Below are 19,154 nucleotides of genomic sequence, written 5' to 3' on the forward strand. Positions count from 1 at the left end.
CACCCTTAGTGTTTCAGCAGACTTGCGTCGTCAACCGAGGCCGAGCGGCGGGCCCGGAAGATGGTCATGATGATCGCCAAACCGACCACCACTTCGCACGCGGCGACCACCATGGTGAAGAACGCCACCACCTGCCCGTCGAGTTGACCGTGCATCCGGGAGAACGTCACGAAAGCCAGGTTGCAGGCGTTGAGCATCAGCTCGACGCACATGAACATCACGATGGCACTGCGCCGCAACAGCACACCGGCGGCGCCGATGGTGAACAGCAGCGCAGCCAGATAGAGATAGTTGTCGGGATTCACTCATCACCTCCGCTGCCGTTCGTCTGACCGACGGTGCGCTTCTGCAGCAGGGCGCTGACCGACAGCTCGGACGCTGACCCGTCGGGAAGACGTGCCGCGACGTCGACGGCGTTGTTGCGCGCGTAGACACCGGGGTTCGGCAGCGTCGTCGGGTGCCCGCCGGGTTTGAAGCGCTCCTCGGCCAACTCGCGCTGGGTCATCCGGCGTTCGAACCGCTCCCGGTGCGCCAGCACCATGGCCCCGAGGGCCGCGGTGATCAGCAGGGCACCAGTCAGTTCGAACGCCCAGAGGTACTGGGTGAAGATCAACGCGGCAAGACCCTCCACGTTGCCGTTCGCATTGGCCTGCGTCAGGCCGGTGAACCCGCCCACCGAGACGCTGCCGATCCCCGCGATGAGCAGCAGTCCGAAGCCGATGCCGACGGCGACCGCCGCAATGCGTTGTCCCCGAATTGTTTCGACCAACGACTCGGAGGAGTCGACGCCGATGAGCATCACCACGAACAGGAAGAGCATCATCACGGCGCCGGTGTAGACGACGACCTGCACCACGCCGAGGAACAGCGCGTCCTGGGCGATGTAGAAGACGGCCAACACGATCATCGTGGTGGCCAGGAACATCGCCGAGTACACCGCTTTCGGTGCGGTGACGACTCCCAGCGCACCGAGCACCGCGACAGTGCCCAGTACCCAGAACAGCACCGCCTCGGTTGTGGAGGTGCGGCCGGCGACATCGGCGGCCGCGTTCGCGAGGAACTCGAGGGTCACCTGGCGTCCCCGGCGAGAGGCGCGATGTTGCCTCGGTAGTAGTCCTCGTCGGTGCTGCCCTCGGCCATCGGATGCGGCGGCGGCAGCATACCGGACTCCAGCGGAGCGAGCAGCTTGTCCTTGCCCCAGATGAGGTCGGCGCGGTTGTCGTCGGCCATCTCGTACTCGTTGGTCATGGTCAGGGCGCGGGTGGGGCAGGCCTCGATGCACAGACCGCACCCGATGCACCGCAGATAGTTGATCTGGTAGACCCGGCCGTACCGCTCACCGGGGGAGAACCGTTCGTCCTCGGTGTTGTCGGCGCCCTCGACGAAGATGGCGTCAGCTGGGCAGGCCCATGCGCACAACTCGCAGCCGATGCACTTCTCCAGCCCGTCGGGATACCGGTTGAGTTGGTGGCGGCCGTGATAGCGCTTGGCCACCGGACCCGGCTTCTCCGGATACTGCTCGGTGAGCCGCTTTTTGAACATCGTGCCGAACGTGACCCTGAAACCTGCGATCGCATCGAAGAACTTAGGCATTCGTCGCCTCCTTTGAAGCCGTCCCCTTCGGGGCCTCGGTAGGCAGGGGCGGCACCGGGAAAACGCCGGTGTCCACTGCCTGCTTCGGGATGTTCCGAATCTTTCTGGCCTGCAGGGTCCGCCACAGCGCGAACAGCAGAAGCAGCGCCACCACGGCGCCCACGGCGACCAGGCCGCTGGACAGCTGGTCGTAGCCCTGGTTGCGCAGGCTGCGGGTGGTGGCGACGATCATGATCCAGGCCAGTGAGACCGGGATTAGGATCTTCCAACCCATGGCCATGAACTGGTCGTACCTCATCCTCGGCAGGGTTCCGCGCAGCCAGAAGAACAGGAACAGGAACGCCCAGACCTTGCCGGTGAACCAGAGAAGCGGCCACCATCCGGTGTTCGCGCCGTCCCACATGTTGATCGGCCATGGTGCGTGCCACCCGCCGAGGAACAAGGTGGTCGCCAGCGCGGACACGGTCGCCATGTTGACGTACTCGGCGAGCATGAACATCGCGAACTTGATCGAGGAGTATTCGGTGTGGAAACCACCGACCAGTTCGCCTTCGGCTTCGGGCAGATCGAATGGCGCGCGGTTGGTTTCGCCGACCATCGACGTCACGTAGATGATGAACGACGGCAGCAGCGGGAAGATGTACCACAGCCCGTCCTGGCTGGCCACGATCCCGGACGTCGACATCGTGCCCGCGTAGATGAACACGGCGGCGAAGGACAAAGCCATCGCGATTTCGTAGGAGATGACCTGCGCGCTCGATCGCAGGCCGCCCAGCAGCGGATAGGTGGATCCCGACGCCCAGCCCGCCAACACGATTCCGTACACGCCGATCGACGTGGCGGCCAGGATGTAGAGCACCGCGACGGGCATGTCGGTGAGCTGCAACGCCGTGCGGTGACCGAACACCGACACCTCGCCGCCCATCGGGATCACGGCGAACGCGATGAAGGCGGGAACGACCGAGATGACCGGTGCGGCAAGGTAGATGAACTTGTCCACGCCGGCGGGGATGAGGCCCTCTTTCAACGCCAGCTTCACACCGTCCACCAGCGACTGCAGCAGCCCCCACGGTCCAACGCGGTTGGGGCCGGGTCGCATCTGCATCCAACCGAGGATCTTGCGCTCGATCAGAATCGCGGTGAGCACGGTCAGCATCAGGAAGACGAAGATCAGCAGCGCCTTGGCGAGAATCAGCCACCAAGGATCGTGGCCGAACAGCGTCGGATCCGGATAGGTCATCGCGCCGCCCGTCCGATCGAGACGACGGCTCCGGCGGTGACACCGAGGTTGCGGTGCACCCCCGAGCCGGTGGAGTTCAGGGGAACCCACACGGTGCCGTCAGTCATCTCGGTGATGACCAGCGGCAGCGTGATCTGCCCGCGGTCGGTGCTCACGGTCACCAAATCGTCTTCGGCGGCGCCGATTCCACTCGCGGTGGCCGCCGACATCCGCGCGACCGGAGCGTGCGCGGTCCCCGCCAGGTGCGGTTCGCCGTCCTGCAGGCGTCCCGCGTCCAGCAGCATGCGCCAGCCGGCCAGCACCGCCTGCCCGGCGCCCGCGTGCGTGGGCTGCGCCGCCTGCACTGTCGGACCGCTCAGCCGCGGGCCCCCCCACAGTCCGAGACGCGCCATCTCCTCGCCGGCGGCCGTCGCGCTGGACATGTTCAGGTCGATACCGAACTCGTCGGCGAGGAACTGCAACACCCGCCGGTCCGGCGCGGCGTTGCTCTGCAGCGACGGCCCGAACGGACGAATTCGTCCTTCCCAGTTCAGGAAAGCGCCGTCCTTCTCGACCACCGGCGCGACCGGGAACACCACGTCGGCACGTTCGGTGACCGCGCTCTCCCGCAGTTCCAAACTCAGCACGAAGGGGGCGGCCTCGATCGCGGCCAGCGCCGCGTCCGGGTCGGCGAGATCGTCCGGTTCCACGCCGGCGACCACCAGGGCGCCCAACTCGCCGCGTCGCGCCGCGTCGAGGATGCCCGTGGTGTCGCGGCCCGGAGTGCTCGGCACCTCGGCGACGTTCCAGCCGGCGGCGGCCTGTTCGCGCGCGACCGGATCGGACACCGGTCGGCCACCGGGCAGCAGGTTGGGCAGCGCACCGGCCTCCAGTGCGCCGCGTTCGCCGGCCCGCCGCGGGATCCAGGCCAGCCGGGCGCCGGTCGCGGCCGCCAACCTGCCTGCGGCCGAGAAGGCACCGGGTGAGGTGGCGAGGCGTTCGCCGACGAGGATGACAGCGCCGGGCAGGTTCAGGTGCTCGTCGTCGGCCAGACCGTCGAGCGCAGCGGCCTCACCACCTGGCGCAGCGGCGATCAGCTGGCCGCGCAGTTTGACAAGGGCGCGCGAGGCGAACGGGGCAATCGCCTTGACCTGCAAGGCTTTTTTGCGGACGGCCTTGCGCAGCCGCAGAAAGACGATCGGCGACTCCTCTTCCGGTTCGAACCCGGCGAGCAGTACCGCAGGCGCGTTCTCCAGGTCGGTGTAGGTGACCGTCATCGGTTGGCCCGCAACGTGGGCGGCGAGGAAGTCAGCCTCCTCGGCGCTGTGCGGCCGCGCGCGGAAGTCGACGTCGTTGGTCTTGAGCACCATTCGGGCGAACTTCGCATAGGCGTAGGCATCCTCGACCGTCACCCGTCCGCCGACGAGCACTCCGGCACTGCCCCGCGCGGCGGCCAGGCCGGCGCACGCCACGCTGATCGCCTCCGACCAGGAGGCCGGACGCAGCGTGCCGTCGTCGCGGACCAGCGGTGTGGTGATGCGGTCGCCCTGCCCGGTGTAGGTGAAGGCCCAGCGACCTTTGTCGCAGTTCCACTCCTCGTTCACCTGCGGATCGTCACCTGCCAAGCGGCGCAACACTTTTCCGCGCCGGTGGTCGGTGCGCTGGACGCATCCCGACGAGCAGTGCTCGCACACGCTGGGGCTGGAGACCAAGTCGAAAGGCCGGGCGCGAAACCGGTAGGCCGCGCCGGTGAGCGCGCCGACCGGACAGATCTGCACGGTGTTGCCCGAGTAGTACGACTGGAACGGTTCCCCAGGGGCGATCCCGACCTGTTGCAGCGCGCCGCGCTCGAGCAGATCGATGAACGGGTCGCCCGCAATCTGCTCGGAGAACCGGGTGCAGCGTGCGCAGAGCACACAGCGTTCCCGGTCGAGCAGCACCTCCGAGGAAATGTTGATCGGCTTCGGGAACGTCCTTTTGACGTCCTCGAAGCGGGTTTCGGTGCGGCCGTTGGACATCGCCTGATTCTGCAAAGGGCATTCGCCGCCCTTGTCGCACACCGGGCAGTCCAGGGGATGGTTGATGAGCAGCAACTCCATCACGCCCTGCTGCGCCTTGTCGGCGGTCGCCGAGGTGAACTGGGTGCGCACCACCATGTCGGGGGTGCAGGTGGTGGTGCACGACGCCATCGGCTTGCGCTGGCCCTCGACCTCGACCAGGCACTGTCTGCACGCGCCGACCGGGTCGAGCAGCGGATGGTCACAGAACCGGGGGATCTGTACACCGAGCAGTTCGGCGGCGCGAATCACCAATGTGCCCTTCGGCACGCTGAGTTGGACGCCGTCGATGGTCATGCTCACCATCTCGACGTCGGCCGCGGCGCCAGTGTCGGCGGTCTGCGTCATCAGACTCCCACCCCTTCGGCCGCCATCAGTGTCGAGGCGTGCGGGTCGAACGGACAACCGCCGGACAGATGCGCCATGTATTCGTCGCGGAAGAAATTGATCGACGACATGATCGGTGCTGCTGCGCCGTCACCCAACGCGCAGAACGACTTTCCGAAGATGTTGTCGGAGATGTCAAGCAGCTTCTGGATATCGGCCTCGGTGCCCGCGCCGGTCTCGAGGCGCTCGTAGATCTGCGCAAGCCAGTAGGTGCCTTCCCGGCACGGCGTGCACTTGCCGCACGACTCGTGGGCGTAGAACTGTGTCCAGCGGCGCACCGCGCGCACCACGCACGTGGTCTCGTCGAAGATCTGCAGCGCCTTGGTGCCGAGCATGGTCCCAGCGCCTGCCATTCCCTCGTAATCCAGTGGCACGTCGAGATGCTCCTCGGTCAGCAGAGGTGTCGACGAGCCACCGGGAGTCCAGAACTTCAGCGAGTGCCCGGCCCGGATCCCGCCCGCGTACTCGAGCAGTTCGCGCAACGTGATGCCCAGCGGCGCCTCGTACTGTCCCGGATTGGTGACGTGGCCCGACAGCGAGTACAGCGTGAAGCCCGGCGACTTCTCCGACCCCATGGAGCGGAACCAGTCCACGCCATTGAGCAGAACGGGCGGGACGCTGGCGATGGACTCGACGTTGTTGACCACCGTTGGGCAGGCGTACAAGCCGGCCACCGCAGGAAACGGTGGACGTAACCGCGGTTGCCCGCGTCGACCCTCCAAAGAGTCCAGCAGTGCGGTCTCCTCACCGCAGATGTAGGCGCCCGCGCCCGCATGCACGATGAGTTCCAGATCGAAGCCGGATCCTCCGATGTCGGTGCCGAGGTAGCCGGCCTCGTACGCCTCGGCGACCGCCGCCTGCAGTCGCCGCAGCACCGGCACCACCTCGCCGCGTACATAGATGAACGCGTGGTTGGCCCGGATGGCGTACGCCGCGATGATCACCCCCTCGATGAGGAAGTGCGGCGTCGTCAGCATCAGCGGAATGTCTTTGCACGTACCGGGTTCGGACTCGTCGGCGTTGACCACGAGGTAGTGCGGCTTGGCGCCCGCACCGGTGTCGTCCTGCGGGATGAACGACCACTTGGTGCCGGTCGGGAAGCCTGCGCCGCCGCGGCCGCGAAGACCCGAGTCCTTGACGGTGGCGATGACGTCGTCGGGAGCCATGCCGAGCGCGCGTTCCAGCGCGCGGTAGCCGTCGTGGCGGCGGTACGTCTCCATCGACCAGGGTTCGGGCTCGTCCCAGTACCGGCTGAAAACGGGAGTCAGTGCGGTCATGCTTTGCGATCCGTTGCGGTGGGGTCGGTTTCGGTGGTATTCGGTTCGGCAGGCACGGTGGCTGATGGCGCAGGCGCGGCCTGGTCCTTCATCGCATCAGCGGCGACCTCGCCGTCGTCGGGCCCGGCGTGCGAATCCGTCACGGTGGTGACCTCGGGGGCCTGCATGCCGTTCTCGCGCGCAACACGCAGACCGGCGAGCGTCGCGGGTCCCGCCGGTCCCTGGGCCGCGGCGGCTTCCGGATCGGCGAATCCGGCAAGGATTCTCGCGGTCTCCTTGAAGGTGCACAGCGGGCCGCCACGGGTTGGCGTCGGCGGTTCGCCCGCCCGCAGCGCGTCGACGAGATCGCGTGCCGACGACGGCGTCTGGTTGTCGAAGAACTCCCAGTTGACCATGACGACCGGCGCGTAGTCGCATGCGGCGTTGCATTCGATGTGTTCCAGAGTGACGCGCGGCGCCCCATTCTCGGAGTCGGTGGTTTCGCCGGCGTGCACGCCCAGATGGTCCTGCAGCGCGTCGAGAATCGCGTCCCCACCCATCACCGCGCACAGCGTGTTGGTGCAGACGCCGACGAGGTATTCGCCGGTTGGCGTACGGCGGTACATCGAGTAGAACGTCGCCACCGCGGTGACTTCGGCCTCGGTGAGCCCCAGCTGTGCCGCGCAGAACGCGATGCCCGCCGGGGTGAGACACCCGTCCTCGGACTGAACCAGGTGCAGCAGCGGCAGCAACGCCGACCGACTGTGCGGATAGCGCGCGATCACCGTTTCCGCGTCGCGTGTCAGGCGGGCGGCGACGTCACCGGGATAGGTCTTCTGACCGTGGATCGGTGGGCCGGGTTCGTCGGGGCGCTGGCCCAATTCGAGGAACACGCTCACCTATCCACCCCGCCCATTACCGGATCGATCGACGCCACCGCGGTGATCGCGTCGGCGACCATGCCGCCCTCGCACATGGCCGCGACGGCCTGCAGGTTGTTGAACGAGGGATCGCGGTAGTGCACGCGGTAGGGCCGGGTGCCGCCGTCGGACACCATGTGCACGCCCAGCTCGCCACGCGGCGACTCGACCGCGACGTAGACCTGCCCGGCCGGAACCCGGATGCCCTCGGTGACGAGCTTGAAGTGGTGGATCAGCCCTTCCATCGAGTGGCCCATGATCTTGGCGATGTGTTCGGGCGAGTTGCCCAGCCCGTCGGACCCGAGCTTCAGGTCGGCGGGCCACGCGAGCTTCTTGTCTTCGATCATCACCGGACCGGGCTTCAGTTTGTCCAGGCACTGCTCGATGATCTTCAGCGACTCGTCCATCTCCTTGACGCGGATCAGGTAGCGGCCGTAGGAGTCGCAGGCGTCGTCGGTGATGACGTCGAACTCGTAGTTCTCGTAACCGCAGTACGGCTGCGCCCTGCGGAGGTCGTGGGGCAGGCCGGTGGACCGCAGGCAGGGACCGGTGATGCCCAGCGCGATGCACCCGGTGAGGTCCAGATATCCGATGCCCTGGGTGCGCGCCTTCCAGATGTAGTTCTCGCTCAGCAGGTCTGAGAGATCCTTGAGCCGCTTCGGCATCAGCTTGAGCATGTCGCGAATCTGCGGGATGGCTTCGTCGGGCAGATCCATCGCCACGCCGCCGGGCCGGATGTAGGCGTTGTTCATCCGCAACCCAGTGATGGTCTCGAAGATCGACAGGATCTGCTCACGCTCGCGGAAGCCGTAGAACATCGCGCCCATCGAGCCGAGTTCCATGCCGCCGGTGGCCAGCGCGACCAGGTGCGAGGAGATGCGGTTGAGTTCCATCATCATCACCCGGATGACGCTGGCCCGTTCGGGGATGTCGTCGGTGACGTCGAGCAGTTTCTCGACTCCCAGGCAGTACACCGTTTCGTTGAAAAGCGGTGACAAATAATCCATTCGGGTCACGAACGTGACGCCCTGGGTCCAGTTGCGGAACTCGAGGTTCTTCTCGATGCCGGTGTGCAGGTAGCCGATGCCCGCACGGGCCTCGACGATGGTCTCGCCGTCGATCTCGAGAATGAGGCGAAGAACGCCGTGCGTCGAGGGGTGCTGGGGGCCCATGTTGACGACGATGCGTTCGCCGGCATTGGCCTCGGCGTTTCGGCGGGCGGCGGCGACGACCTCTTCCCAGTCCTGTCCGCCGACGACGACCACCGTTTCAGGACCGCCCGGCTCGGGCGGAGTGGGGGATGTACTCATCAGTTGTAGGCCCTCCGCTGGTCGGGCGGCGGTATCTCGGCGCCGTGGTACTCGACCGGGATGCCGCCCAACGGGTAGTCCTTGCGCTGTGGGTGACCCACCCAGTCGTCGGGCATCTCGATGCGCGTCAGCGCCGGATGGCCGTCGAAGATGATCCCGAAGAAGTCGTAGGTCTCCCGCTCGTGCCAGTCGACGGTCGGGTACACCCCGTACAGGGAGGGGATGTGCGGGTCGGCGTCGGGCGCGGCGACCTCAACGCGGATGCGGCGATTGTGGGTGATCGACATCAACGGGTAGACCGCGTGCAGTTCGCGCCCCTTGTCGTCGGGGTAGTGCACACCGCTGACCCCGAGGCACAGCTCGAACCGCAATGCGGGATCGTCGCGCAGCACCTGCGCGACCGCGGGCAGCTTCTCGCGCCGGACCTCCAGCGTCAGCTCGCCGCGGAACACCACCACCCGTTCGATGGACTGCGCGTAACCGTCGTCTCCGAGACCCTCGGCCAGCTTGTCGGCGACTTCGTCGAAGTAGCCGCCGTACGGGCGCGGCGAACCGCCCGGTAGTGCCACCGGCCGGACGAGTCGGCCGTAGCCCGACGTGTCGCCCGAGCCCTTGGCGCCGAACATGCCGCGGCGCACGCCGATGACCTCGGGAGGATTGAGATCAGCCTGGCCGCCGTCGTTCTCGGTCACCGCAGCAACCCCTTGAGCTCAATTGTCGGTGTCACCGACAGCGCGGCCTGCTCAGCTTCGCGGATCGCCTCCTCGCGGTTCACGCCGAGGGGCATCTGCTGAATCTTGTCGTGCAGCTTGAGAATTGCGTGGAGCAGCATCTCAGGCCGGGGCGGACATCCAGGAAGATAGATGTCGACCGGCACGACGTGGTCGACGCCCTGCACGATCGCGTAGTTATTGAACATTCCGCCCGACGAGGCGCACACCCCCATCGCCAGCACCCACTTGGGCTCGGCCATCTGGTCGTAGATCTGGCGGAGCACCGGCGCCATCTTCTGGCTGACCCGCCCCGCAACGATCATCAGATCCGCCTGCCGCGGCGTCGCCGAGAACCGCTCCATGCCGAAGCGGGAGATGTCGAATCGCGGGCCCGCCGTCGCCATCATCTCGATCGCACAGCAGGCCAGTCCGAACGTGGCGGGCCACAGCGAGCCCTTGCGGATGTAGCCGGCCACCTTCTCGACGGTCGAGAGCATGATGCCTGCGGGCAGCTTCTCCTCTAGTCCCATGCCAGACCTCCTCGTCGCCAGACGTATGCGTACGCGACGAACACGACGACCATGAACAGCAGCATCTCTACCAGCGCGAACAGGCCGAGACTGTCGAACGCGACAGCCCAGGGGTAGAGGAAGACGATCTCGATGTCGAAGATGATGAACAACATCGCCGTCAGGTAGTACTTGATCGGGAAGCGCTGGCCCGCCGAGTGCGCGCTGGCCAACTCCGGCACCGGTTCGATGCCGCACTCGTAGGCCTCCAGCTTGGACTGGTTGTAGCGCCGTGGGCCGACCAGCAGAGCAATGCCGACCGACCCGACCGCAAACACGGCCGCAATAGCGCCAAGCACCAGGATTGGCGTGTACAAATCCATACCGCGCGAACGCTCCCTCGTGGGCTGTCGATGTGAGCTTACCCACACCCTAGCGGGCTTTGCGATGCGCGCCACGCGTTTTGGTTAGTATCGCTATTAGCACCGTGTGGCTATGTCGTCATGCCTCGAATAGGCAAGTGCGACAGTTCAATTCGCCTTTCTGGCTACTGAACGGGCGTGCGCAGCAGCGACGCGACGGCATCCCCGAGGCGAATCGGGTCGATCGGATGCGGAACGGCGGCTTCGGCGCGCGACCAGTGGGCCAGCCAGGCGTCGTCCGGGCGTCCGGTGAGCACCAGAATCGGCGGGCAGTCCGCAATCTCGTCCTTGAGCTGCTTGGCGATTCCCATACCGCCCACCGGGGACGCTTCCCCATCCAGGATGACCAGATCGAACCCGCCCGCATCCATCTGGCGGATCACCATCGGCCCGGTGGCGATCTCGACGTAGGTCAGCTCGGGCAGGTCGGGGTGCACGCGCTTGCCGAGGGCCAGCTGAACCTGCTCGCGGGTCCGTGGATTGTCGCTGTAGACGAGGATTCGCAACGGACCCGATGGCTCGACCATGGGCCGATCGTACGGCTATCAGGTGTGCCGGAACACAATGTCGCCGGAGATCGTCACGTTGTCGCCGATCATTCCGGCCATGTTGCCGTCGACACCGAAGTCCTGCCGGTTGACGGTGACCCGGGTGGACAGGCGCATGCCGCCGTCACCCACGGGGCTCACCTTGGTCTTGAGCGACAGCGGTTTGGTGGTGCCCTTGATGGTCAGCTGTGCATGAAGATCCACTGTGTCGCCGTCGATGGCGCTGGCTTCGGTGATCATCAGGCTGATGTCCGGGAACTTTTCGGCCTCAAAGAAATCGGCGGAGTGCAGATGCTCGTCGCGCTTGCGGATCCCGGTGCGCAAAGAGGCGGCTTTGATGTCGATATGGCCGGAAACCGTTTGTGGGGGGGTGAGTTGGCCGTCGCCGCTGAATTCGGTGAAGCGGCCCTTGACGGGAACCAGGCCCCACATCGACTTGCTCTTTACCACGATGGTGGATTGGTCGGGTACGACGGTCCACGTTCCGGTCGAGGACGAATCGCTGAAAAACTCGCTCAGGCTGACCATGTCATTCTCCTTGTGAGCCGGTCGACCCGAGGAGCGGCGCCAACTCGGCTGGGTCGAAGTATTCGTCGATACGGCTGATCAAGCCGTTGACGCCCAACTTCACCACGAGGCAGACCCGCATGGAGATCGATCCGCCGTTGCGGCCGTCGGCGTGTAGAACGTGCTGCTGGACGAAGCCGCCGTCGAACAGTTCGCGATCGAGGATCTCGTAGCGGCGCTTGGTGGTCGTGTTCATGAACCAGGTGATCACCCGCAGTGCCCGGTCCTTGTCGCGGTCGCGATCGCCGGTCTTCCACACCACGATGTCGTCGGCCCAGATCTGCTGCACCATTGAGATGTCGCCCTGCTCGATCGCCGCGAACAGGCGGTCTGCCACCTCGACGATGGCATCGGCGTCGGCAACGGGCACGGTGGTCCTTTCTTGACCTCAACAACGCTTGAGGTAGAACACTGCGGACATGGACGTGACACCTACCTTCTCGCTATTCGACGACGCCTACAAGTCCCGGTCCGCGCCGTGGGTGATCGGGGAGCCCCAGCCCGCGATCGTGGAGCTCGAACGGACCGGCGGATTCCGCGGCAGAGTGCTCGATGTCGGCTGTGGCGCCGGTGAACACACGATCCTGCTCACCCGGCTCGGCTATGACGTGCTCGGCATCGATTTCGCGCCGCACGCCATCGAGCAGGCGCGGGAGAACGCCACGTCGAAGGGCGTCGACGCCCGCTTCGACGTCGCCGACGCCTTGGCTCTCGGCTCGTCTGAGCTGGCAGAGCCGGGCTACGAGACCATCGTCGACAGCGCGTTGTTCCACATCTTCGACGACGCGGACCGCCCGCGGTACGTGCGCAGCCTGCATGCGGCGTGCCGGCCGGGCGGGCTGGTGCACGTGCTGGCGTTGTCGGACAAGGGCCGCGGATTCGGCCCCGAAGTCAGTGAACAGGTGATCCGTGAGGCGTTCGCCGACGGATGGGCGCTCGAGGCGCTCGACGAGACGACCTACCGCGGCGTGGTGCGGGAATCGCAGGCGCAGGCCTATGGAGCGCCGGTGGGGACCGTGGTCGACGAGCCGGCGTGGCTGGCGCGGGCCCGCCGCCTCTGAGCGATTTCGGCGCGCAAACCGTCGCTGAGCGAACGTTTGCGCGCCGAAATCACTCGGCGTAGCCGGGGTGGGCGATCGCGAGGCGGTGCCGGACCAGCATGCGCAACACCGGCAACAGCTCGGCGCCTCGATCGTCGAGGGCACCGGCGCGGATCGCCGCGGCGAGTTCCGGTTCGTCGGCGAAACCCAGCCCGTTCAGCGCCGCGGCGACCTCGCCTTCCGACGTGTCGAGCAGTTCGCGTTCGACGGTGCGCAAGACGTTGGCCGCAACGCGGGCATGAAAGTTGACCTGCTTCGCGTCGACGGTGGCTGCCCGCACGTCGGTCTCGAGAAACGAGGCCACCGCGGCGACGAGTTCGGCGGCGGTCGGCCGACCGTAGAGCCAGTTCATCTCGGTCCGCCACCTTCCAGAAGGTCCAGCACATCCCATTCCGTTTCGCTGACCCGCCGCCCGATCGCCGCCAATTCCACCGATGGTGACTGACCGGACAGGTGGCGTTCGGCTTGGAAACGGCAGATCACTCCCCATCGCAGCGTGGCGACGGTGAGCCACCACCGGAACGCGTCGCGGTCGACGGTCGTCCCGCTCGCCGTCTCATAAGCGGTCAGGAAACGCTCGACGCTGCCCAGCCCGCCCGCTCCGAGTGCTTCCGGCGCCCCGAACCGCCACGCCCGGATGCAGAACCACGCGAGGTCCTCGTACACCTCGCCCAGGTGCACCAGCTCCCAGTCCAGCACCGCCGCCAAACCCTGGTCGTCCACGATCAGGTTGCCCATCCGAAAGTCGCCGTGCACCAGCACAAGTGGTGACCGCGGTGGTCGATTCGCCTCCAGGTACCGGAAGGACCACTCGATGGTCGCCGTGGTGTCACCCATCTCGTCGAGGCGATCCCGCCACTCGATGAGCTGATCGGACTGCGTCAGCCCGACACCGTCCGGATCGGCCCGATGGATGGCGGCCAGTGCCTGCGCGCACTGATTCAGCAGCCGGGTACGGCCGTCGTCGTCAAGCGCCCGCTGAATCCGCCGCACGATGGTCTCGCCGGCGATCGCCCCACAGATCAGAAACGGGTTGCCCAGCGCCGCAGGCGAATTGTCCGCGGTCAGAATGTTGGGGACACGCGCTCCGGCGGCGGCGGCCCGCTGCTGCACCTGCGCCTCCAACTCCATCGCCGCATGCACGTCGTCGGGTGGCCCGGTGCGCAGGATCAACGCTCGGCGTTCCCCGGCGGTGACGGCATCGAACGCCCACGTGGTCCGGCTCGCACCGCCGGTCAGCGCGTTGAGGTTCTCGACCGCGACGTCCTCGCCCAGCACCGGGCGCAGGACGGCTTCGAGCCGCTCTTCTGTCAGTCCAGCTCCTTGACGGTGTGTCACTTGCGCCCGAATCCGAACAGCCGCTGCGCCACTCGGCGAATCTGGATCTCCTCTGCTCCTTCGGTGATCCGGTATCGGCGATGGTGTCGGTAGATGTGTTCGAACGGCTCGTGACGGCTGTAGCCCACCCCGCCGAGCACCTGCATCGCACGGTCGGCGGCCTCGCACACCAGTCGGTTCGCGCGGTAGTTGGCCATCGACACCTTGTCCGAGACCTCCATGTGGTGGTTGCGGTCCAGCTCAGAAGCCGCGAACCGGACCAGCAACCGCACCATTTGCGCCTCGGTCTGCAGCTCTACCAGCGGCCACTGCACCGCTTGATTCACCGCGAGCGGCTTGCCGAACACCTTGCGCTCATTGGCATAAGCGACGGCCCGGTCGATACAGTGCTGCGCGGCGCCGAGGCTGCTGGCGGCTTGGCGAATCCTGTTCTCGTGCAGGAAGGTCTGGCCCACCTCGAGGCCGCGGTCGAGCTCGCCGAGGATCGCGTCGGCGGGCACCCGCACGTCGGAGAGTTCCACCTCGCCGTGGTCGGTCGGCATATTGAACGTCCACCAGTAGTACGGGACGGTGAATCCCGGCGTGTCGGTCGGCACGAGGAACGCGGTGATGCCACGGGCCTGACCCGGCTCACCCGACGTGCGCGCGAACACCAGATCATGCGTCGCGCGGTGAACACCGGTGTTGAATCGCTTGACGCCGTTGATCACCCACTCATCACCGTCTCGGACGGCCGTGGTCTCCAGCCAAGTGGCATCCGATCCGTGATTGGGCTCCGTCAGACCGAATGCCATCGACCGCTCGCCGGTGATCAGCGCCTCGGTCCACTCCTTCTTCTGGTCGTCGGTGCCGAACCGGTCCATCATGATCACCTGTGGGAAGTTGCCGACGATCGACGACTCGTCCTGCAGGTCGTTGTGTAGTCCGAGGCCCTTGTGTGCCAGATGTTCCCGAATGACGGCCATGTCGATGTTGCTGCCGTCGCGACCGCCGAATGCCGACGGCAGGCCGTAGCGCAGCCATCCGGCCGCATCGGCGCGCTTGCGCATCTCGCCGAGCAGGTCCTCCCATTCTCGGCGCGGGATGCCGCCATTGTCCCAGTCGGTGCGCGCGTGTTCGCGGCGATGGTCGAAGTACTGGATGTGCTCACGTTCCAGCGGCTTGATCTCGGCCTCGATGAAGGCGTCCATCTCGGCGAGCACACCCGGAAGGTGGTCGGGCAGCGTGAAATCCACAGTGGTCTCCTTGGCTAGGAACCGTACAGAGTCTTCTTCCAAATCCGTGACAGCGTGGCGATGGCGTCCTCGTCGCTGATCTCGAGGTCCAGACCCGACGTGCCGACGAACACCGTCGTGAAGTTCTCGAACAACAGCGCGATGGCCGCTGCGGTGTGCTGTGGGTTCAGTTCGGCGCCGTAGCCCTGCTCTTGGGCGCGACGCACGGATGCGGCGACGATGTCCATGCCGAACTGGCGAAACTCGTTCTGCACCGCGGCGAATCGCGGCTGGGTGGCCGCGAGCTGTGCGACCGCGATCATGATGCCGATGTTCTGTTTGAACATGTTCCAGTAGCCGGTCACCACCGACGTGAAGAACGCGTCGTCGTCGGGCGACTCCGGCAGGTGGACGCTCAGCCCCGACGGGGTCACGACGTCGTGCAGAAACGACTGGGCCAACGCGGCCAGCAGGTCTTCCTTATCGGCGTAGTAGCGGTAGAACGCGGCGGGCGACTTTCCCGCCGCAGACGTGATGTCGCCCAGCGTGGTGCCGTGAAAACCGCGCTCGGCGAACAGCTTTCGGGCGGCGAGTTCGATGGCCTGGCGGGTCTGGCGGCCCTTGGCGCTGAGCGTCTCGACGGGCATCAGTCGCCGAGGATCCGGTCGCCGGCGCGCAACAGCGAGCTGGGAAGCTCGTGTCCTACGACCTCCTGCGCGACGCGCGCCGCGTCAAGGGCGGCCTGCAGGTCGACGTCGACATGAATGTCGCTGTCGCGCAACATGTAGACCAGATCCTCGGTCGCGATGTTGCCGCTCGCGCCGGGGGCGAACGGGCAGCCGCCGAGCCCGCCGACCGAGGCGTCGAGGCGGGTGACACCGGCGCTGACGGCGGCCCAAGCGCTGGCCAGACCGGCGCCACGGGTGTTGTGGAAGTGTGCGCCGAGCGGAACCTCGCCGATGAGCGGCCGGACCGCAGAGACCAGGTCCGTCACCCGCCCGGGCGTGGTGGTGCCGATGGTGTCGGCGATCGCGAGACGGTCCGCGCCGCCGTCGCACGCCGCAGCGACGATGTCGAGAACCCGCTGCGCCGGGGTGGGCCCGTCGAACGGACAGTCCCACGCGGTGGCGACGATGACCTCGACGGACACCTCGCTGTCGTGGGCGACGGCGACGATCTCGGGTATCTGTGCGGTCGCCTCCGCTGACGAGCGGCCGACGTTCGCCTGGCTGTGTCCGTCGGCCGCCGACACCACGTACTCGATGGACCGCAGCCCCGCGGCGATCGCGCGCTTGGCCCCGTTGGTGCTCGCCACCAGCGCTGAGAACTCGATGCCCTCGAAGTTGTGCAGTTCGGCGGCGAGGTCGGCCGCGTCGGCCAGCGCGGGCACCTTCGACGGTGAGACGAAGGCCGTGGCCTCCATTTCACGGACACCGGTGGCGGCGACGGCTGCAAGCAGTTTTCGCTTGGCGGACAACGGGATCGGGTTCTCGATCTGGAGTCCGTCGCGCATCGAGACGTCCCGAATGTCCACGTGCGTCGGCAGCGTCTGATTCGCTCCTCGCGTCCGCGGTCTCATAACACGCCCTCCGCCTGCAGTGCCGCGATCTCGTCGTTGGTCCTGCCCAGCAATTCACCGTAGATCTCGGCGTTGTGCTGACCGGGTTTCGCGGGGCCTGCCGAGCGGATGGTGCCCGGCGTCTCCGACAGCACCGGCACCACACCCGGACCCTTGACGTTGCGCGAGATACGTTCGTCCCAGTGATCGGCGATCATTCCGCGCGACAGCAACTGCGCGTCGGTCACCACCTCGGCGACGGTGTTGATCGGCCCCGAGATCACGCCGGCCTCCGACAATGTGGCGATGATGTCGGAGGGCTGACGCTGTGCCGCCCAGTCGCCGATGATCTTGTCCAGTTCGTCCTGGTTACGTCCCCGCGCAACGTGATTGGCGAACCGGTCGTCGGTGGCCAGTTCCGGTTGACCCATTGCGCCGCACAGCCGCCGGAAGACGGTGTCCTGGTTGGCGGCGATCACCACCCAGCTGCCGTCGGCGGTGGGATAGATGTTCGACGGCGCGATGCCCTCCAGCCGAGTTCCCGACGGGCCGCGGATCACCCCGCCGACGTCGTAGTCCGGAATGGTCGACTCCTGAACGGCCAGGCAGGCCTCGGTCAGCGCCGCGTCGACGATCTGCCCCTCGCCGGTCACGGTGCGCCGGTACAGCGCCGCCAGCGCACCCTGCGCGGCGAACATCCCCGCGAGGCTGTCGCCGAGCGACAGCGCCAGGCGTGGCGGCGGCCCGCCGGGAAATCCGTTCATGTGCCGCAGCCCGCTGGCTGCTTCGGCCACCGAGGCGTAGCCGGCCTTGTGCGCGTCGGGGCCGGTCTGCCCGTACCCGGATACCCGGACGAGAATGATGCCCTTGTTGCGTTCGCGCAGAACGTCATACCCGAGGTTCCACTTCTCGAGGGTGCCGGGCCGGAAGTTCTCGACGATGATGTCGCAACGCTCGACCAGTTCCAGGAACAGCTCGCGGCCCGCCGCTTCGCGCAGGTTCAGCGTGGCGGCCTTCTTGTTGCGGGCGTGCACCGTCCAGAAGAAGTGGTGGCCGTCGAGTTCGGCCTGCCCCCAGGTGCGCAGCGGGTCGGGTGCGCCGGGCGGCTCGATCTTTATCACCTCAGCGCCCATGTCGCCGAGGAGGCGGCCGGCGTAGGGGCCCGAGATCAGCGTCCCAACCTCGATCACGCGAATGCCGTCTAGCGGACCGGTGGCAGTCATTGCGAGAAGCCGTGCCGATGCAGCCAGCCGGTGACGAGGCCGACTGCCTCGCGCAGCGTGTCCCGCTGGTCGGGGCCGGCGTAGTAGTGGTTGGCGCCTGCGATCTCGTGCATCTCCTTATCAGGATGCCCGATGGCGTCGAAAAGTCGGCGGGTATGGCTCGGCGTGCATGCGTCGTCGGCGAGATTGCCGATGACCAGCGCGGGTATCGCGATGTCCGGCCCGCACCGCACGGCGTCACCGTTGGCGTCGTCGTAGCTCCACTGCGACAGCCAACTGCGCAGTGTGCAGAAGCGCGCCAGGCCCACGGGACTGTTGTTCACCACCGCAGGATCGCCCAGGTAGCACGTCCCCGGGGTGCGTTCGTTGGGATCTACCGTGGGGTCCAGCCAGCGGGGATCGGCCATGGTGCCGTGCACCACGAACGCGAACTCTTCGGAATCCGCGCCGGGGCGTCCGCTTGATCTGAGCTCGGCCAGTTTGGCCTTAACCCACTTCGTGATTCGGCGGTTCCGTTCAACCTGCGCCCGCCGGTAACGGTCCAGGAACTCCCGGGTGTAGGGCGGTTGATTGGGATTGTCGGGGTCGTAAAGGTCCAGCTCCGGGTCGCGCCTGCTCGGATCGGACTCGTCGAGGATGGACGCGTCGAGCCATTCGGTCAGGGTGCCGTGGCGGCTGATGTGCGCGGCCAGCAGCATGATGCCGTCGGCGGGGATCAACCCCAGCTTCGTCAGGTCGGGTCCGTCACCGGAAGGGCTGGCCGTGACGGTCGGCCGCTGGGCTTGCTGCTGGTAGAACATCGACAACGAGCCGCCGCCGCTCCAACCGGCGAGGACCACTTTCGAATAGCCCAACCGGTTCTTGGCGTCTTTGATGCATTCGCCGAGGTCTTCGACGACCTTCTCCATCAGCAGCGCCGAGTCGGTGCCGCGAAACCTGCTGTTGCAGTAGATGACATGATGACCTGCGCGCGCGAGTCCGTTCATCATCGGCAGGTAAGCGCCGCCACCGATCGGGTGCATGAACACCAGCACCGTGTCGCTCGGCCTGTTCTTCGGCTTGAGCAGATGACTCTCCAGGACAACCAACTCGGCCACGCCGCCATAGACGTCGCGAACCCCCGAAGTGTTCTGAAAGGCAACGAGATAGGGGATGCGCTCGTACTCGTAGCGCGCCGGCGCCTCCATCGTCGTCATCAGTGCTTCCGCTTCTTCGCGCAA

Annotated in this window: 22 protein-coding genes; 1 reads left to right on the forward strand and 21 read right to left on the reverse strand. The window is 66.6% G+C overall.

The window, feature by feature from the left end; all coding sequences use genetic code 11:
• Positions 1-5: 5 nt before the first annotated feature.
• From nuoK to N4S67_RS21815, 14 genes are all read right to left on the reverse strand, one after another.
• On the reverse strand, positions 6-305 hold the full coding sequence (gene nuoK / locus N4S67_RS21750) for an NADH-quinone oxidoreductase subunit NuoK (RefSeq protein ID WP_260995084.1): 300 nt from the start codon (positions 303-305) through the stop codon (positions 6-8).
• On the reverse strand, positions 302-1,072 hold the full coding sequence (locus tag N4S67_RS21755) for an NADH-quinone oxidoreductase subunit J (RefSeq protein WP_260995085.1): 771 nt from the start codon (positions 1,070-1,072) through the stop codon (positions 302-304). Before N4S67_RS21755 ends, nuoK begins: the two co-directional genes overlap by 4 nt.
• Entirely contained in the window at positions 1,069-1,593 is a 525-nt protein-coding gene (gene nuoI, locus N4S67_RS21760; RefSeq protein WP_260995086.1) for an NADH-quinone oxidoreductase subunit NuoI, read from the reverse strand. The genes N4S67_RS21755 and nuoI overlap by 4 nt, the downstream gene beginning before the upstream one ends.
• Positions 1,586-2,833 carry an NADH-quinone oxidoreductase subunit NuoH gene (gene nuoH / locus N4S67_RS21765; RefSeq protein WP_260995087.1) on the reverse strand — a complete coding sequence of 416 codons (1,248 nt, stop codon included), beginning with the start codon at positions 2,831-2,833 and terminating at the stop codon, positions 1,586-1,588. Before nuoH ends, nuoI begins: the two co-directional genes overlap by 8 nt.
• Positions 2,830-5,217, reverse strand: a complete 2,388-nt coding sequence (locus tag N4S67_RS21770) for an NADH-quinone oxidoreductase subunit G (RefSeq protein ID WP_260995088.1) — start codon at positions 5,215-5,217, stop codon at positions 2,830-2,832. The genes nuoH and N4S67_RS21770 overlap by 4 nt, the downstream gene beginning before the upstream one ends.
• Positions 5,217-6,533, reverse strand: coding sequence for an NADH-quinone oxidoreductase subunit NuoF (nuoF, locus tag N4S67_RS21775; RefSeq protein ID WP_260995089.1), 1,317 nt, complete (start codon positions 6,531-6,533; stop codon positions 5,217-5,219). Before nuoF ends, N4S67_RS21770 begins: the two co-directional genes overlap by 1 nt.
• Positions 6,530-7,411: an NADH-quinone oxidoreductase subunit NuoE gene (nuoE, locus tag N4S67_RS21780; protein ID WP_260995090.1), complete on the reverse strand. Its 882-nt coding sequence runs from the start codon at positions 7,409-7,411 to the stop codon at positions 6,530-6,532. Before nuoE ends, nuoF begins: the two co-directional genes overlap by 4 nt.
• Positions 7,408-8,742 carry an NADH dehydrogenase (quinone) subunit D gene (gene nuoD / locus N4S67_RS21785; RefSeq protein WP_260995091.1) on the reverse strand — a complete coding sequence of 445 codons (1,335 nt, stop codon included), beginning with the start codon at positions 8,740-8,742 and terminating at the stop codon, positions 7,408-7,410. The genes nuoE and nuoD overlap by 4 nt, the downstream gene beginning before the upstream one ends.
• Positions 8,742-9,368 (reverse strand): NADH-quinone oxidoreductase subunit C, encoded by a 627-nt coding sequence (locus N4S67_RS21790; RefSeq protein WP_390893483.1) that lies wholly within the window; start codon positions 9,366-9,368, stop codon positions 8,742-8,744. The genes nuoD and N4S67_RS21790 overlap by 1 nt, the downstream gene beginning before the upstream one ends.
• Positions 9,369-9,430: 62 nt before the next feature.
• Entirely contained in the window at positions 9,431-9,985 is a 555-nt protein-coding gene (locus tag N4S67_RS21795; protein WP_260995093.1) for a NuoB/complex I 20 kDa subunit family protein, read from the reverse strand.
• Positions 9,976-10,347: an NADH-quinone oxidoreductase subunit A gene (locus tag N4S67_RS21800; RefSeq protein ID WP_260995094.1), complete on the reverse strand. Its 372-nt coding sequence runs from the start codon at positions 10,345-10,347 to the stop codon at positions 9,976-9,978. Before N4S67_RS21800 ends, N4S67_RS21795 begins: the two co-directional genes overlap by 10 nt.
• Before the next feature lie 164 nt (positions 10,348-10,511).
• Positions 10,512-10,913, reverse strand: coding sequence for an Rv3143 family two-component system response regulator (locus N4S67_RS21805; protein WP_260995095.1), 402 nt, complete (start codon positions 10,911-10,913; stop codon positions 10,512-10,514).
• Positions 10,914-10,931: 18 nt separating this feature from the next.
• Positions 10,932-11,462: a YceI family protein gene (locus N4S67_RS21810; RefSeq protein ID WP_260995096.1), complete on the reverse strand. Its 531-nt coding sequence runs from the start codon at positions 11,460-11,462 to the stop codon at positions 10,932-10,934.
• A gap of 1 nt (position 11,463) precedes the next feature.
• Positions 11,464-11,871: a nuclear transport factor 2 family protein gene (locus tag N4S67_RS21815; RefSeq protein ID WP_260995097.1), complete on the reverse strand. Its 408-nt coding sequence runs from the start codon at positions 11,869-11,871 to the stop codon at positions 11,464-11,466.
• Positions 11,872-11,920: 49 nt separating this feature from the next.
• On the opposite strand from N4S67_RS21815, the gene N4S67_RS21820 reads away from it, so the two are divergent.
• Positions 11,921-12,562, forward strand: a complete 642-nt coding sequence (locus N4S67_RS21820; protein ID WP_260995098.1) for a class I SAM-dependent methyltransferase — start codon at positions 11,921-11,923, stop codon at positions 12,560-12,562.
• A 49-nt stretch (positions 12,563-12,611) separates the two neighbouring features.
• Here the strand turns inward: N4S67_RS21820 and N4S67_RS21825 are convergent, their stop codons facing one another.
• From N4S67_RS21825 to N4S67_RS21855, 7 genes are read right to left on the reverse strand one after another with little or no spacing between them, the layout of a single operon-like run.
• On the reverse strand, positions 12,612-12,953 hold the full coding sequence (locus N4S67_RS21825; protein ID WP_260995099.1) for a DUF6285 domain-containing protein: 342 nt from the start codon (positions 12,951-12,953) through the stop codon (positions 12,612-12,614).
• Positions 12,950-13,939: a phosphotransferase family protein gene (locus N4S67_RS21830; RefSeq protein ID WP_260995100.1), complete on the reverse strand. Its 990-nt coding sequence runs from the start codon at positions 13,937-13,939 to the stop codon at positions 12,950-12,952. The genes N4S67_RS21825 and N4S67_RS21830 overlap by 4 nt, the downstream gene beginning before the upstream one ends.
• Positions 13,936-15,174: an acyl-CoA dehydrogenase family protein gene (locus tag N4S67_RS21835; protein ID WP_260995101.1), complete on the reverse strand. Its 1,239-nt coding sequence runs from the start codon at positions 15,172-15,174 to the stop codon at positions 13,936-13,938. Before N4S67_RS21835 ends, N4S67_RS21830 begins: the two co-directional genes overlap by 4 nt.
• A gap of 14 nt (positions 15,175-15,188) precedes the next feature.
• Positions 15,189-15,800, reverse strand: coding sequence for a TetR/AcrR family transcriptional regulator (locus N4S67_RS21840; protein ID WP_260995102.1), 612 nt, complete (start codon positions 15,798-15,800; stop codon positions 15,189-15,191).
• The gene (locus N4S67_RS21845; protein WP_260995103.1) at positions 15,800-16,732 is read right to left on the reverse strand and encodes a hydroxymethylglutaryl-CoA lyase; all 933 of its coding nucleotides are present in this window, start codon (positions 16,730-16,732) and stop codon (positions 15,800-15,802) included. Before N4S67_RS21845 ends, N4S67_RS21840 begins: the two co-directional genes overlap by 1 nt.
• Complete coding sequence (locus N4S67_RS21850; RefSeq protein ID WP_260995104.1) at positions 16,729-17,934, reverse strand: CaiB/BaiF CoA transferase family protein; 1,206 nt, start codon at positions 17,932-17,934, stop codon at positions 16,729-16,731. Before N4S67_RS21850 ends, N4S67_RS21845 begins: the two co-directional genes overlap by 4 nt.
• Positions 17,931-19,130, reverse strand: a complete 1,200-nt coding sequence (locus N4S67_RS21855; protein WP_260995105.1) for an alpha/beta fold hydrolase — start codon at positions 19,128-19,130, stop codon at positions 17,931-17,933. Before N4S67_RS21855 ends, N4S67_RS21850 begins: the two co-directional genes overlap by 4 nt.
• Positions 19,131-19,154: the final 24 nt, after the last annotated feature.

The sequence above is a fragment of the Mycobacterium deserti genome, from assembly GCF_025345615.1.
GTDB lineage: Bacteria > Actinomycetota > Actinomycetes > Mycobacteriales > Mycobacteriaceae > Mycobacterium > Mycobacterium deserti.